This is a genomic window from uncultured Bacteroides sp. (assembly GCF_910578895.1).
Taxonomy (GTDB): Bacteria; Bacteroidota; Bacteroidia; order Bacteroidales; family Bacteroidaceae; genus Bacteroides.
Map to the genome: position 1 here is coordinate 1 of NZ_CAJTSC010000047.1, position 14,697 is coordinate 14,697.

General features: G+C 44.7%; 14 protein-coding genes. 9 read left to right on the forward strand and 5 right to left on the reverse strand.

Going from position 1 to position 14,697, the window contains the following annotated elements:
- Nucleotides 1-534: 534 nt before the first annotated feature.
- Together QZ327_RS11185 and QZ327_RS11190 are read left to right on the forward strand one after the other, a co-directional pair.
- Nucleotides 535-1,752 (forward strand): site-specific integrase, encoded by a 1,218-nt coding sequence (locus tag QZ327_RS11185; RefSeq protein ID WP_287570824.1) that lies wholly within the window; start codon nucleotides 535-537, stop codon nucleotides 1,750-1,752.
- The gene (locus tag QZ327_RS11190; RefSeq protein ID WP_287570823.1) at nucleotides 1,749-2,123 is read left to right on the forward strand and encodes a hypothetical protein; all 375 of its coding nucleotides are present in this window, start codon (nucleotides 1,749-1,751) and stop codon (nucleotides 2,121-2,123) included. Before QZ327_RS11185 ends, QZ327_RS11190 begins: the two co-directional genes overlap by 4 nt.
- Nucleotides 2,124-2,465: 342 nt before the next feature.
- On the opposite strand, the gene QZ327_RS11195 is transcribed toward QZ327_RS11190, so the two are convergent.
- Both QZ327_RS11195 and QZ327_RS11200 read right to left on the reverse strand, forming a co-directional pair.
- Nucleotides 2,466-2,771: a helix-turn-helix domain-containing protein gene (locus QZ327_RS11195; protein ID WP_287570822.1), complete on the reverse strand. Its 306-nt coding sequence runs from the start codon at nucleotides 2,769-2,771 to the stop codon at nucleotides 2,466-2,468.
- Between the two features lie 46 nt (nucleotides 2,772-2,817).
- Nucleotides 2,818-3,129, reverse strand: a complete 312-nt coding sequence (locus QZ327_RS11200; protein WP_287570821.1) for a helix-turn-helix domain-containing protein — start codon at nucleotides 3,127-3,129, stop codon at nucleotides 2,818-2,820.
- 556 nt (nucleotides 3,130-3,685) lie between these two features.
- Between QZ327_RS11200 and QZ327_RS11205 the strand changes: the two genes are divergently transcribed.
- The 7 genes from QZ327_RS11205 (at nucleotide 3,686) to QZ327_RS11235 (ending at nucleotide 12,926) form a co-directional block, all read left to right on the forward strand.
- Entirely contained in the window at nucleotides 3,686-4,246 is a 561-nt protein-coding gene (locus QZ327_RS11205; RefSeq protein WP_287570819.1) for a DUF3408 domain-containing protein, read from the forward strand.
- Nucleotides 4,247-4,454: 208 nt separating this feature from the next.
- Nucleotides 4,455-4,844: a plasmid mobilization relaxosome protein MobC gene (gene mobC, locus QZ327_RS11210; RefSeq protein ID WP_287570817.1), complete on the forward strand. Its 390-nt coding sequence runs from the start codon at nucleotides 4,455-4,457 to the stop codon at nucleotides 4,842-4,844.
- The gene (locus QZ327_RS11215) at nucleotides 4,841-5,770 is read left to right on the forward strand and encodes a relaxase/mobilization nuclease domain-containing protein (protein ID WP_287570815.1); all 930 of its coding nucleotides are present in this window, start codon (nucleotides 4,841-4,843) and stop codon (nucleotides 5,768-5,770) included. Before mobC ends, QZ327_RS11215 begins: the two co-directional genes overlap by 4 nt.
- Before the next feature lie 2 nt (nucleotides 5,771-5,772).
- On the forward strand, nucleotides 5,773-6,420 hold the full coding sequence (locus QZ327_RS11220; protein WP_287570813.1) for a hypothetical protein: 648 nt from the start codon (nucleotides 5,773-5,775) through the stop codon (nucleotides 6,418-6,420).
- A 1-nt stretch (nucleotide 6,421) separates the two neighbouring features.
- Entirely contained in the window at nucleotides 6,422-7,624 is a 1,203-nt protein-coding gene (locus QZ327_RS11225) for a site-specific integrase (protein WP_287570811.1), read from the forward strand.
- A gap of 270 nt (nucleotides 7,625-7,894) precedes the next feature.
- Nucleotides 7,895-8,923 (forward strand): restriction endonuclease subunit M, encoded by a 1,029-nt coding sequence (locus QZ327_RS11230; protein ID WP_287570809.1) that lies wholly within the window; start codon nucleotides 7,895-7,897, stop codon nucleotides 8,921-8,923.
- Nucleotides 8,924-8,930: 7 nt separating this feature from the next.
- Nucleotides 8,931-12,926: an Eco57I restriction-modification methylase domain-containing protein gene (locus QZ327_RS11235; protein WP_287570807.1), complete on the forward strand. Its 3,996-nt coding sequence runs from the start codon at nucleotides 8,931-8,933 to the stop codon at nucleotides 12,924-12,926.
- A 133-nt stretch (nucleotides 12,927-13,059) separates the two neighbouring features.
- On the opposite strand, the gene QZ327_RS11240 is transcribed toward QZ327_RS11235, so the two are convergent.
- Genes QZ327_RS11240 through QZ327_RS11250 form a run of 3 tightly spaced genes read right to left on the reverse strand, consistent with a single transcriptional unit; the run spans nucleotide 13,060 to nucleotide 14,592 of the window.
- Nucleotides 13,060-13,755, reverse strand: coding sequence for a hypothetical protein (locus QZ327_RS11240; protein ID WP_294619339.1), 696 nt, complete (start codon nucleotides 13,753-13,755; stop codon nucleotides 13,060-13,062).
- Nucleotides 13,728-14,147, reverse strand: coding sequence for a hypothetical protein (locus QZ327_RS11245; protein WP_294619341.1), 420 nt, complete (start codon nucleotides 14,145-14,147; stop codon nucleotides 13,728-13,730). The genes QZ327_RS11240 and QZ327_RS11245 overlap by 28 nt, the downstream gene beginning before the upstream one ends.
- Nucleotides 14,137-14,592, reverse strand: coding sequence for a sensor histidine kinase (locus QZ327_RS11250; RefSeq protein ID WP_294619343.1), 456 nt, complete (start codon nucleotides 14,590-14,592; stop codon nucleotides 14,137-14,139). The genes QZ327_RS11245 and QZ327_RS11250 overlap by 11 nt, the downstream gene beginning before the upstream one ends.
- Nucleotides 14,593-14,697: the final 105 nt, after the last annotated feature.

Below are 14,697 nucleotides of genomic sequence, written 5' to 3' on the forward strand. Positions count from 1 at the left end.
GCCTTATTTGAAAAGAAACATGGAAAATAAATTTAGTGCAAGGTGCAAGTATATATCTTTATATATAGCTTGCACCTTGCACTAACCGCAGAAGATTTATTTTCAATGATTTGCACATATCAAAAGAAAGCCGTATCTTTGAACCGAAGATAAAGGCAGACACAATCCCGACAAGGGAAGACAAAAGCTCTCTGAAAAAAGTGCCTAATTCGTACCCCTTAAAAGATTGAGGTACGTTAAGATATTGATTTTAAGACTTGTGAGCCGCATGGTTCAAGACCCAGGCGGATCACCAATCAACGATGAAAATCGAAGAAAATCCCTGATAACCAACAGTTATCGGGGATTTTTAGTATCTACACACCTCCCCTTTTTACGCAGAATGCGGCAACTTTCACAGGCCAATTCGGTGGAGTAAGATTCCCGCCGAAAAAGTCCACCGAATAAGGTTGTTTTGCGTTGATACACACTATTTTGCGTAGTCTCACTTCTGGCTTTGGAACTTAATTTTGCAAACAAAAAAAGTATCAAGCCATGCAAAGAAACTATTTCTCGATTCTCTTCTTTATCAGAAGAACAAGACTGTTGAAAAACGGTGAGGCACCCATCGGGCTGCGAATCACCGTGAACGGGCAACGTGCCGAAATGCAAATCAAGCGCAGCGTAGCCGAGGAGCGTTGGAATGCCTCCAAAGGATGTGTGACAGGCAAAGACCGGAAAGCGTTGGAACTGAACCAGTATCTGGAATCTGTCAGGACGAAGATTTATCAGATACATCGCGAATTGTTGCAAGACGGCAAGCCTATCACGGCTTTCACTATCATACAGAAATTCAATGGTGAAGGCGAAGCTCCTAAGATGCTCTTGGAAGTATTCCGTGAGCATAACAAGAAGTACAGGGAATTGATAGACCGTGATTATGTGAAAGGCACGGTTTTGAGGTACGAAAGGACTGTCCGCTATCTGGAGGAAATGCTGCAAAGCCAATACAACCTGAAAGATATTCCGTTGAAGGAGCTGAACCATGAGTTTGTCTTGAACTTTGAACACTTTGTAAAGGTGCAGAAGAACTGCGCCCAGAATGCGGCGGTCAAGTATCTGAAGAACTTGAAGAAAATCACCCGGCTTGCGTTGGTCAACAAATGGATTACCGATGACCCGTTCTCAGAAATCCGCTTTCACCAGACACAGAGCAACCGTGATTTCTTGACGGAGGAGGAACTCAATGCCATCATCAACAAGAAGTTTGACATACCACGCCTTGAAACCGTCCGCGATATTTTTGTCTTTTGCGCCCTGAGCGGTTTGGCGTTCACGGATGCACAGCATCTGACACCGGAGCATATCACACAAGACAGCAACGGGGACTATTGGATTAGAAAGCCGCGCGAAAAGACAAACAACATGTGCAACATCCCCTTACTGGATATACCACGAATGATTGCGGAGAAATACAAAAGCCATCCCGAGTGTATCAAAAAAAGTGTGGTATTGCCCGTCCCGTCCAATCAGCGGATGAACAGCTACCTCAAAGAGATTGCGGATGTATGCGGCATAAAGAAGACTTTGAGCACACATATTGCCCGTCATACTTTCGCCTGCATCGCCATAGCAAACAAGGTATCTATGGAGTCCATCGCAAAGATGTTAGGTCACTCCGACCTCAGAACGACCAAAATCTATGCGAAGCTGATGGACAAGACAGTTTCCGAAGAAATGAATGTTTTGAAACGAAAATTCAGTGCAGTATGAGCAGAGGAGTAATAACAATCAGTAAAACGGGAGCGGTCAATGTATCGACTGCTCCCGTATGGATGACCAAGTTTGAGATTGCTGACTTGTTCGGAGTTTTCTCTTGTGACATCGGCAAGGCGATTCATGCTATATATAAAGGTAAAGAGTTGGACGAATGTGATACAATGATGTATATCAAGCAAACCGATGGCATCAGTTACGATGTGTATAATCTTGAAATGATTATAGCCGTTGCATTCAGGATATGCAGTAAAGAAAGTATCCTGTTCAGACGGTTTGTAATAAATGAAATCTGCGCCACCAAGAAAGAAACTCCGGTCACATTGTTCTTCTCTTGTGGAAAGGGCGGCAACCTATGGTATAGTTGAGGCTCATTCCGTCAGCCGCCCGTTTCCGATGTACGGATGCAAAGGTAGCGTGTGGCTTTGACGGCATTGGCAAGGTCGGACGGCATAGCCGTTTCGGGCGGTATCTTCCTCAAACGGGGTTGAGCGTATTCCGCTCGAAAACCTTGCCACTGCCAGCCACACACTTGAAAGGCATCTGGCAACGGAAACAAGCGACTGAGGGAAATCAGAAGAAACAGAGGAACGGCTTACAGACGAAGCTAAACAATGATGCTTCCTCCGTAAGCCGTTCCTTCTTTTTGCCGAAGTTCCATTGCTGCCGCAAACATGGGGCAGACGGCAAGCTGCGCTCCTTCAAGAAAATCAGGTTGCCGCCTGTCGGTAGGCAGTACGGTAGCTATCAACCAGCATCCTTTCAATGTCGGATTCACGGTAGAGGATTTTGCCGCCCAACTGGATGTAGGCTATCCGTCCCTCGTTGCGGTAGTCCTGAAGTGTCCGGCGGCTCACCTTCAACCGTGCCGACACCTCCTTGTCGGTGAAGAAACGCTCCCCGTTCAGTGTCGGGCGGTAGTTGGCGGTCAGATTCTCTACGTTGTCAAGCAGGCGGTCGAGGCTGCCCATGAAGTGGATTATCCACTCGTTTTCTTTGTTTATCAATTCATTCATATTACTTTGGATTTAGTAGAATTGTTGTTGCTACTATATTCAGTTATCAGATAGTCCTGCCTTTGAACTTCGCTTCCTTTCGCCTGTCCTCCACAATGGGGACGATGCGCTGCACGTCTTCGGGACGGTAATAGGTCTTGTGGTTTATCTGCGAATAAGCCAACGTGCCGTTGTCCCGAAGCGTCTGCAATGTTCGTGGGCTGATGTTGAGCATCCGACATACATCCTGATTATCCATCCACTCGCTCATCTTCTTTTCGCCGTGCCGATGGCAGATGGCATCCATACGGCTGACGAAGCGGTCGAACTTGGCGACCAGTTCCTCGAAGGTCTTTCTCTCGATTGATACGATTTCCATATTGTCTTTCTTTTAGTTGTTACTATTTCTTCTACCGCAAAGGAATATATAATCTGTTATCCTACAATGGATTTTTCGGAAGTGGCAGCGTGTTGCGTCAATAGGTAGCCTTTGTCCGGGATACCATCTTTCCTTTAGCCGTTATCATTCCTTCTTCCGCAAAGAAATACATAATCCGTTATCCGGCAATGATTTCAAACAGGTCTGGCAGCAAGTGGCACAGGGTGGTAGAGGTTGGCATAGGCATGGTTCACCGATTGCCCAATCCGTTCAGCCCTTAGTCCTTAATTTCCCTATTTAATAAGGAAGCCACAGCCCAAATAAGAACTTAATTCAAATTCGCCTACGATTGAAGCATAACCCTTTCGAGCATTCACATCCGGCAAATCGGTGAAGTCCTCACCGCTTTATCAATCGTCATAAAGCAAAACCATACAAAATTGCCGAAGCGCACCCAAGTGCTTGACATGTTGAATTATAGATACTTACTTTGCTACCGACAAACGGTCAACTATGCGCATACAGACCACAGTATTAACTTTTAAAATGTAACAAGATGGCAAAGAAAAGAAACTACGAGAATGACGAAGCGTTCAAGAACTTCAGAGTGCAGGACTACCTGCCCGAAATGAAACGGCGTGAACCGGAGGCAAAAGCTCCCGTACAGGAACAGGAAGTATTCACGGAAGAGGCTACACTCTTTCCTCCGTTAGACGAGCCGGGCACATCCGCAGCACAAGCAGCGGTATCCGAAACTCCCCAACCTAACGAGCAAGAAGTATGGGAAGATGATGTGGAAACTGGCGATACCGACAATGACGAAATAGAGGAAGCTAATCTTAAAGCGGATGCCCCGGAGGAACGAACCATCGCCAAACGCATCAGCAGCAAGCAGCGCAAGATGTCGTTGGAGGAATACCGTACCGCCTACTTGCAGGTTCCCAAGATTACCAACCGCAAGCCCGTGTTCCTCAGCGGGGAGATGCGTGACAGGCTGGACGAGATTGTCCGCCGTCTCGGAGGCAGGGGGTTGAGCGTGTCGGGACTGGTCGAGAACCTCGCCCGTCAACACCTCATCGCCTACGAAAATGACATCGCACAATGGCGTAAATTGTAGGAATTAAGACAAGACCAACGGGCTGTCTTTGGGGTATCTTTTAGAGATGCTCTAAATCACTTGTAACGAAGTTTGGAGGGGCAAGTTTATGTTTCGGGCAGACCGAAACCACTTGCCCCGCTCCAAACCTCGCAGGGAAGCCACATCCCGTTGGTCTATCTTACATACAATTATTATACTCAGTAATTAAACTAAGAAACAGGTAAATATGGACAGCGAAAAAAGAAAGAACAATGTAATGAGCAACGGACGGGAGCGAGCCAACAAGGGCGGTCGTCCCGTCAAGGGTGTCACAGAGAAACTGAAATACCGCATCACGGTGAAGATGGCAACGAAAGACTACTATCTATTGAAATCCAAGGCGAAGTCGGCAGGAGTATCAGCCAGCGAATTCATCCGAGGTTGCATCGCAAATGGCGGTGTAAAGGAACGACTTTCAAAAGAGCATGGAGACCTTATCCGCAAGCTGTGCGGCATGGCGAACAACCTGAACCAGCTGGCGAGAAAGGCGAATGCGGAGGGGTATGCTTCCGTGTTCATCCCCTGCCGCACACTGATGATAGAGATAGACAACCTTATAAATCGGATACGCCTATGATAGCGAAGATTATGAAAGGCTCGGACTTCAGGGCTGTGGTTTACTACATCCTGAATGATGAGAAAGGTACTCAAATCATAGATTCGGACGGCTTATTTTTGGAAAATAACGACACAATAGCGCAGGGATTTATAGGTCAGGCGCAGATGAATCCGAGGGTTACAAAGGCAATCGGGCATATCGCATTGAGCTTCTCCAAAGAAGATGCGCCACGGTTGGACAATGCGGTCATGGCGCAGATAGCCCGTGAGTATATGGAGCGGATGGGCATCAAGGATACGCAGTACATCATCGGGCGGCACTTCGACAAAGAGCATCCGCACGTGCATATAGCGTTCAACCGTATCGACAATAACGGCAAGACCATTTCCGACAGGAACGATCGTTTCCGAAGCGAACGTATCTGCAAGGAGCTTACCAAGAATTACGGGCTTCACTTTGCTGGTGGCAAGGAACAGGTGAAGATAGACCGATTGCGTGAGCCGGATAAGACAAAGTATGAGCTGTACCAAATCCTGAAAGCTGAGGTAGGCGGATGCAAAGACTGGAACACCCTGCTTGAACGGTTGAAGCGGCAAGGTATTGATGTGCAGTTCAAGTACAAGGGTCAGACGGATGAGATTCAGGGCATCGTCTTTATGCTGAACGGCTACCGCTTCAATGGCTCAAAGGTTGACAGGCAATTCAGCTACTCCAAGATTGATGCGGCATTGAGCCGTAACAATTACGAAGAAAGACAGATGCGACAGCAACCACATCCGCAAGCTAATCGGGAAGAAACAAGTCCGGTTTCAAATAGTGGAAGCGCTCTTATTGAGGGTTCATTAGGCTTGTTTACTCCAAGCAATGTGCCGGAAGAGCAGCGGCCTTACGACCCGTATCTGAGAAACAAGAAAAAGAAGAAACAACGTAAAATCAACTGGTAATTATGGAAGACAACAACAATGTATTCATCCTCTTCGAGGAAATCAAGACAGCCTTGAATGGCATCAAGCGTAAAGTGGAAGAGTTGCCCAACGTGGCAAATCAACAGCCTCCAATCGAGAATGACAAGCCGGACTTGTCCCCGATTAAGGATACAATATCGGAAATGGCAAAGGTTCAGTTTAGAGAAATTAAGGGCTTGTTGGATAAGCACTGGAAGGCTTACGCACAGCTTTCCACCCTGACCTTGCACCACTTGGATGCTATCAAGAAGTCGCAGGAAGAACAAGGGACACAACAAGAGCCGCCTCCGCAGGAGCATATCCACAAACACAGTTTCGACATCAAATCAAGCAAGGTATTTTCTTTCGTTGTGGGGCTTGGCGTGGTATGCGCCTTATCCTTGTGGGGTAACATCGAGCAATGGCAGTCCAAACGGCAGTATGCCGATGATGCGTTGAAATTCCGTGTCATCCGCTCATGGGGTGGATGTTCAGCGGATAACATACTTTGGCTGAACAAGGTATTTGACATACATCGGGACGAGACAGCTATCGAATGGGTACGGGAACAGGCGGATGGGTACGACACATCCCTGAAAGCCGTTGCCGATAGTCTGATGCAGGAAAGTATCAAATCAAAATCCGACTGACATGGCAAGTGTGAAAACAAAGTTCAGACCTTCAACAGCCACAGGCAAGGAAGGTACAATCTATTATCAGATTATTCAGAACCGTGTAATCCGTCAACTGAAGACGGATTACCGGATTTTCACGCACGAATGGGAAGCGGAAAAGGAATTGGTTATTACAGGCGCAAGTGACCGATATAATTTTCTACAATCTGTTCAAGAACGAATTAACTGGGATGTAAAGCGGCTGCAATCCATCATCAATAAGTTGGAAGATAGTCATATCAAATATACTGCCGATGATGTTATTTCTACCTTTCATAAATCTGCCGATAAACAATCGCTGTTTAACTTTATGCAAGACACAATAACCCACCTTAAACAGATGGGAAAGATACGCACGGCAGAGAACTATTCATACGCTCTGAAAAGTTTTATGCAATTCAGACAAGGCAAGGATATAGCCTTATCGGAAATGGATTCCGATCTGATGCAACTATATGAAGCCTACCTTCAAGGCAATGGGGCGGTACGCAATACCAGCTCTTTTTATCTGCGCATTTTCCGTGCCGTGTATAATCGGGCATTGGAAAAAGGTTTGACCGAGCAACGAAATCCTTTCAGACATGTGTACACGGGAGTGGACAAGACTGCCAAACGTGCAATTCCTTTGGCGGCCATAAAAAGAATGAAGAACCTTGACCTGTCATTGCAGCCCAATCTTGAATTTGCGAGGGATATGTTCCTGTTCAGTTTCTATACCCGTGGAATGGCGTTTGTTGATATGGCTTATCTGAAAAAGAAGGACCTGCAAAACGGTACTTTGTCTTATCGCAGACGTAAAACGGGGCAACAACTGGTTATCAAATGGGAAAAACAGATGCAGGGGATTATCAGCAAGCATCCGGCAGACAATGGTAGCACGTATCTTTTGCCTATTCTGAGATACCCGTATCACGACATTCATAAACATTACAGGAATACCCTATCCGGCATAAACCGCAATTTGAAGGAGGTGGCAAAATTGGCAGGAATAACCATACCTTTAAGTATGTATTGCGCCCGCCACTCGTGGGCAAGCGCCGCAAAGGGAAAGCATATCCCTTTGTCTGTCATAAGCGAGGGTATGGGGCATGATTCGGAAAGCACCACTCAAATTTATCTGGCATCCTTGGATAATGCCTTAGTGGACAATGCCAACGCTCAGATATTGAAAAATTTGTAAAGCGAAACCGTTTAGCAAGGCGGTATCTTTCTTAGGAAGAGGGACTTACTCTATTGCAAAGTTACACATTTTGCTGAAAATCCGCCCATTATAGGCGATGGAATTTAACTTGAATTATCAATAAATATGTGCTTGTTTAGGTAACTATGATAAAATTAGGCTATAAATCAACCTTATAGACTAAAGTTTCCCTCTTCCTAAGAAAGGCACTCTTTTGGGAATACTATTCAAAGGTACCGGGGCTTTCTCATTCCCTTTACGTAATTGAAAATGATTGAGAAAACGACCGAGGATATAGATATACAGGAAAACAGGCTGATTGAACTTTCCCCTGATTTGCTGAACACCCTGCTCAAAGATCATACAACGAGTAGGGAAGGCAAACAGTGCAATATATTCTGGGCTACATCGGATTATGAATATTTGGGTAGTGGTTATGAGTATCAGTCGCCTATTCTGCCGGAACTTATAACTGGTGATAACGGAAATGTAGTCATGCCCCGTGTGATGAAACACAAGGCTACACAAACCATGCGATCACGGGAAATGGCAGAGGTGTTCACGCCGTCATGGATATGCAATGCGCAGAACAACCTGATCGACGAGGCGTGGTTTGGCAGAAAGGATGTGTTCAACAAGGAGATAACTACAGACAATGACACGAACACATGGCAGGTCAATGAGGAAAGAATCACTTTTCCTGAAGGCAAGACATGGAAAGACTATGTACGTGAGAATCGTATGGAAATCACTTGTGGCGAAGCCCCCTATCTCGTGAGCCGTTACGACACGACCACAGGAGAGTTTATTCCGGTGGAAAGGCGAATTGGCTTGCTCGACCGCAAGCTCCGTGTTGTCAGCGAGAACACAACCACTTCCGGCGAATGGCTGGAAGCCGCACAAGATGCCTACAAGAGTATCTATGCCTACGAATGGCAGGGAGACAGTCTTCTGCTTGCCCGTGAAGCTCTTCTCATCTCTTTCATCGAGTATTACCGAAGTAAGTTCGGAAAAGATCCGCTATTGAAATCTGTCAATTATATCGCCTACATCATTTCGTGGAATGTATGGCAGATGGACGGGTTAAAAGGTGTCGTGCCGAACAGTTGCGGTGAACGCAGGGAAGTTGTTGCCGACCTGTTCGGGACAACGGAAACAATCAGTCAATGTGAGGGATGCCGGAAAAACGATATCCGCAAGCATAACGGAACTTACTGTATCATCAAGGACTGGCGTGCCACCGATAAGGCTACAGGCAAAAAGGGAAAACGAATCCGATTCATCGACCTCATAAAGTGACCGTATCATGAAAACCAAGTATTTTGAAGAACTGAAACCCAAGCTGATTTATGTATTCCGCATCAATGACGGTACACACAAAGGCTGCCTTAAAATTGGTGAAGCTACTATGGGTGTTGACCCGGACGAGGTGGACATCACAGCCATCGTGCCAAACAGCAAGGTACTAAACAAAGCAGCGAAGAACCGCATAGACCAATATACCGCCACCGCAGGGATAGCCTACGAACTGCTTTATACCGAATCCGCATCCTATCGCAAAGGTTCCCGAACCATCGGTTTCAACGACAAGGATGTGCATGAGGTGCTGAAGCGCAGTGGTATTCAACGAAAGGAGTTCAAGAATATCGACAAAGGCGGCAAGGAGTGGTTTATCACCGACCTTGAGACCGCCAAGCGAGCCATCGCAGCAGTCAAAGAGGGGCGCGAATCGCTCAACCCCGGTGAAATCAGTGTCGGACGGTCGCCCATCGAGTTCCGCCCTGAACAGGCAGAAGCCATCGCCAAGACAGTGAAACTCTACAAAAAGGCAGGAGCGAAGAGCCGCCGGATGCTCTGGAACGCCAAGATGCGTTTCGGCAAGACACTCTCGGCTCTACAAGTCACCAAGGAAATGCAATTTGTCCGCACCTTGATTCTCACTCACCGCCCCGTGGTCGATGCCGGATGGTTTGAGGACTTCGACAAGATTTTCTATGACAGTCCCGGCTATGCCTACGGCTCGAAAAACCGTGGAGCGTCTTTCGCCAGCCTTGAAAGCCGACACAGGAGGGAGGGTTTGAAATATGTTTTCTTCGCCTCGATGCAAGACCTTCGCGGTTCTGAAACCGTTGGCGGCAAGTTTGATAAGAACAATGACATTTTCTCTACTCCGTGGGACTACATTATTATAGATGAAGCCCACGAAGGCACACAAACCGCACTTGGCAAGGCGGTTATTGCCGAACTCACCAAAGAATCAACCAAGATTCTTCAGCTCTCAGGCACTCCTTTCAACCTTATGGATGATGCCACCGAAGAGGAGATGTTCACGTGGGACTACACGATGGAGCAGCGTGCCAAACTGGAATGGGACCGCAATCATTTCGGCGACCCGAACCCCTACGCCGGACTGCCACGGATGAACATCTACACCTACGACCTCGGACGACTGATGCACGACTTTGCAGATGAGGACATCGCCTTCAACTTCAAAGAGTTCTTCCGCACCAATGACAATGGCGAGTTTTTGCATCATGCCGATGTACTCCGCTTTCTCAATCTTCTTACCAAAGAAGACCCTGAAAGCATGTACCCCTTTGCCAATGCCCGATACCGCAACATCTTCCGTCATACGCTGTGGATGGTGCCTGGTGTGAAGGCGGCAAAGGCTCTCTCGGCAATGCTCAAGGAACATCCTGTGTTCGGCAACTTTGACATAGTGAATGTGGCAGGGGATGGAGACGAGGAGGAAGACCGTGAGGAAGCCCTCAAAAAGGTAAACAAAGCAATAACCGAAGCGCAGCACGGAACCATAACACTCTCTTGTGGCAGACTGACAACGGGCGTGAGCGTTCCGCAGTGGATGGGTGTGTTGATGCTCTCAGGCTCTTTCAACACCGCCGCCTCCGCTTATATGCAGACCATCTTCCGTGTGCAGACCCCTTACTCCATAAATGGTCTTGTCAAGGAAGACTGCTATGTGTTTGACTTTGCTCCCGACCGCACCTTGCAAGTGCTGGCCAGTGTGCCACGCGTTTCCCACAAAGCTGGCAAAACCACCGACACACAGCGTCAGGCTCTCGGTGACTTCCTCAATTTCTGTCCCGTCATTGGAATGGAGGGCAGCGTAATGAAACCCTACGATGCCAACAAGATGATGGAGCAGTTGAAGAAAGCATATGTGGAGCGTGTGGTGCGCAACGGCTTCGAGGACGGCTATCTATATACCGATGAACTTCTGAAGCTCGATGAAGTGGCAGTCAAGGACTTCGACGATCTTAAAGGCATTATCGGTCAGACCAAGGCGATAGGCAACAGCGGCAACATTGATGTCAACGCCCAAGGATTGACCAATGAGGAATACGAGGAAAAGGAGAAGCTTGAAAAGAAGAAGAAAAAGGAGTTGACCGATGAAGAGAAGGCTCGTCTTGAAGAGTTGAAGAAAAAGAAGAAACTCAAGGAGGATGCGGTGTCTATCCTTCGTGGCATCTCCATCCGTATGCCCCTGCTTATCTATGGCGCGACGATTGAGAACGAGGACGAACAACTGACCATCGACAACTTCACTTCGCTTGTTGACCCTCAGTCGTGGGAGGAGTTTATGCCCCGTGGCGTGACCAAAGCCACATTCAACAAATTCAAACGCTATTACGACCCCGACATCTTCGCCGCCGCTGGCAAACGAATTCGAGCGATGGCTCGTGCCGCAGACCGCCTGACCATAGAGGGACGTATCGAGCGCATCACCGACATATTCTCCACTTTCCGCAATCCCGATAAGGAAACGGTGTTGACCCCGTGGCGTGTGGTAAATATGCACATGAGCGACACGCTTGGCGGTTATACATTCTACAACGAGGATTTCAGCGAAACCATAGCCGAACCGCGCTATGTGGAGCATCACAAGGTAACAGATGAGGTGTTCGCCCCCGGAAGCCATCTTTTGGAGATAAACTCCAAGTCAGGTCTTTATCCGCTGTACCTCGCCTACAACCTTTATCGCCGGGCTTGCAAGAATGCTATGTTCTCGCCTCAGACACTCGATGAACATCTTGCAATTTGGGATAAAGTGGTAGCCGATAGTATTTTCGTTATCTGCAAAACACCAATGGCTAAATTCATTACTCGGCGCACCCTCATGGGTTTCCGTAAAGGTTCTGTCAATATGTGGGCACCGGAAGATCTAATCAACAAAATCAAGAATCAACCCGAACTTTTCATCAAAAAAGTTCATGACTTAGTAGGAAAGAACGTGAAAATAAATGCAATAGTAGGTAATCCGCCGTATCAAGAAGTCGTTGCGCAAAAGGAAACGGCCAATGGTCAAAAACGAAGTTCAAGTATATTTCAACATTTTCAAATCCTAAGCGAACAATTGGGTAAATATACTTCGCTTATCTATCCTGGCGCAAGATGGATTCATCGCTCAGGCAAAGGGCTTGAACAGTTTGGATTATCACAAATAAACGACCCTCACTTATGTTTGTTGAAATTCTTCCCAGACTCAACAGATGTGTTCAAAGAGGTTGGTATTGCTGATGGCTTATCTATTGTGATGAAAGACACACATAAAGAAAGTTATGGCTTTAGATACATATATTCTAAAAATGGGAAAGAAATAACAGTCAATGCTGATAATCCAAACGAAGATTTATTTCCATTAAATCCTCTTGATAATGAAATAGTTTCTTGTTTGGATGCCATTATAGTAAAATACAACAGTTTACACGAATCGGTTTTGTCCCAGAAATTATTTTCTATTGAAAGTGACTTCGTTGAGCGAAATCCTACACTTGTAAGAGAATATAACGAAGGTGATTATTTTGACCCTGAATTAGAAATCAAGCTTTTCACCAATGATAAAGCAGGCAAGAGCGGAAGAGCACGTTGGTATGTTGCGAGTAAAAATGTTATTACAACCGGGCTTGAACATTTGAATAGGTGGAAAGTCATTGTATCAAGTGCCAATGCTGGAGGTCAAAAACGTAGCAATCAAATCGCCATTGTGGATAACCACAGTGCTTTTGGGCGTTCCCGTGTAGCACTGAAAACATTCGCCACTGAGCAAGAAGCCAAAAACTTCTTCAAATATGCCACAAGTGAGATTATACGCTTCGCATTCCTACTGACAGACGAATCTTTGACCTCTTTAGCAAAGAAAGTACCGGATTTATTGGACTACTCCAATGCCAATGGCATTATTGATTACAACGGTGATGTGAATGTCCAACTGTACGAACTATTTGGCATTGATGATAGGAATCAACAGCATCTACGCGAGATTCTTGCCTCAAAAGAATAATAATCTATCAATCAGAAAGGAGGACGCTAAAATATGAATCCTCCTTTATTTGATTTTATTAAATGTAAGCAACCTATTTATTGACTGTTAATACACAGTTTTCATTCATTTATAAACTGAAATGAATATCGACCTATTCCGGTATTTCTTTACCTTCACCGATATTTTCATCAGATATTGCCTGACTAGGAATGCGCGGTAAAGCTTGACGTTGAGTATATAGTGCATACCTCTCCGTTATATGTCGTATAAACGGTTGTAGGATACGGCCTATCTTATCGTTTTTTATATCATCATATTTTTTTATAATTACATCTTGAAATTTAAAACTATAAAATTTATTATTCATAAGAGGCCCTAAAATCGCCTCATTATTTCTTTCCTTAAAAGTACCATATCGTTCTTCAAATAAATCAGAAACTTGCCCACTGCTCAATTTGTCAAATTGGATCAAATATACTTTATTTGGGCATTCTACGCAATTTTTTTCCTTACAACCATCACAATTAAGTCCTTTTCGATTAATACAATCACATGTTGGACGTATATTTAAGTAATACTTTTTACCAATTTTATAGATATCTCCAGTCGTGGAAGTTTCTTTATTGGGTGATAATTCTAAACGTTGTACTTGTAAAATATTCAACACCTCGTCTTGAGTAGATTCTTTTATTTCTACTTTGAACAATTGCTCTTTATCGATAGCCAGAGGTTGCATTCTTCCAAAAATATTTTGTGTTAAAATATCCAACATTTCTTCGTTAGGATCAACAGAATCTGCATCTGCTGTTTTCCATATTACTAAAGGCCAGTATTTAGTTGTTGACAAACTTTTAAATGTTTGCATTTTGGCAGAATTGACCACGTTTTCCCACTCTTTGAGAACATAAATAGATGGAAAATAGGCAAATAACAACTTTCTTGTATTTTTCGGATAAATTGTAGAAGAGAATTCATCGCATCTTTTTTCAACTTATCACCACCAGGCATAGGAATACCAGATTCATCAAGTATATTTACAAGTTCCCAATCTAATAATACAAAACTAAATTTAGAGATATGTATTTCTTTTATATTGGGGACATCAGCATATTTAACCAAAGGGAATCCTTTTGATTCGAGATTCTCAACTATATGAATGATTTTGTCACCACTTTCTTTATTGTATACTTGGTCATCGACAACCATTCCGATACCAGAAAAAAGTTCTTCAATATTCATTATGCTCTTGTTTTATAAAATTCACAACAAAGTTAGCTCCAGCCAAAATTTTATCTTCATCAATGTCTGCTAATTCAATAGAGTAGTCATTACGTTCCATAAGTTTTCTTGAAATGTACAGACCTAAGCCACGACCTTCTTGCCCTTTTCCTGAGTAAAAAGCATCGAAAATATATGGTTTATCTTCATCTCTAATTCCCGGACCACTATCGGAGAATATTAGTTTACAATTATTACCATCTAAAGTGATAACAACCGTTTTATTATCTTTTTCTTCTAACCAATAAATCGCGTTATCTAAGAGATTAATCAATAATTGCAAAAGATCTGCATCTGTGCATTTTGCAACTAATGGTGAGCCAATATCATTTATCTTATATTCAATTTTAGACTCGGTTAATGTTCGCTTATATATAGTAATGACCTTGTCTAAAATATCTTTCACTCTTATTTGACGACGCCTTTGTTTGGACGATGTAAACAACATCTGCATATCTTTCATTTGATTTTTGATATATGAAAATATGCCATACAATTTCTGAAGTTCTGA

Excerpts from the sequence above, each read along its gene's own strand:
- QZ327_RS11185 (WP_287570824.1), top strand. The coding sequence starts at position 535 with ATGCAAAGAAACTATTTCTCGATTCTCTTCTTTATCAGAAGAACAAGA.
- QZ327_RS11190 (WP_287570823.1), top strand. The coding sequence starts at position 1,749 with ATGAGCAGAGGAGTAATAACAATCAGTAAAACGGGAGCGGTCAATGTA.
- QZ327_RS11195 (WP_287570822.1), bottom strand. The coding sequence starts at position 2,771 with ATGAATGAATTGATAAACAAAGAAAACGAGTGGATAATCCACTTCATG.
- QZ327_RS11200 (WP_287570821.1), bottom strand. The coding sequence starts at position 3,129 with ATGGAAATCGTATCAATCGAGAGAAAGACCTTCGAGGAACTGGTCGCC.
- QZ327_RS11205 (WP_287570819.1), top strand. The coding sequence starts at position 3,686 with ATGGCAAAGAAAAGAAACTACGAGAATGACGAAGCGTTCAAGAACTTC.
- mobC (WP_287570817.1), top strand. The coding sequence starts at position 4,455 with ATGGACAGCGAAAAAAGAAAGAACAATGTAATGAGCAACGGACGGGAG.
- QZ327_RS11215 (WP_287570815.1), top strand. The coding sequence starts at position 4,841 with ATGATAGCGAAGATTATGAAAGGCTCGGACTTCAGGGCTGTGGTTTAC.
- QZ327_RS11220 (WP_287570813.1), top strand. The coding sequence starts at position 5,773 with ATGGAAGACAACAACAATGTATTCATCCTCTTCGAGGAAATCAAGACA.
- QZ327_RS11225 (WP_287570811.1), top strand. The coding sequence starts at position 6,422 with ATGGCAAGTGTGAAAACAAAGTTCAGACCTTCAACAGCCACAGGCAAG.
- QZ327_RS11230 (WP_287570809.1), top strand. The coding sequence starts at position 7,895 with ATGATTGAGAAAACGACCGAGGATATAGATATACAGGAAAACAGGCTG.
- QZ327_RS11235 (WP_287570807.1), top strand. The coding sequence starts at position 8,931 with ATGAAAACCAAGTATTTTGAAGAACTGAAACCCAAGCTGATTTATGTA.
- QZ327_RS11245 (WP_294619341.1), bottom strand. The coding sequence starts at position 14,147 with ATGAATATTGAAGAACTTTTTTCTGGTATCGGAATGGTTGTCGATGAC.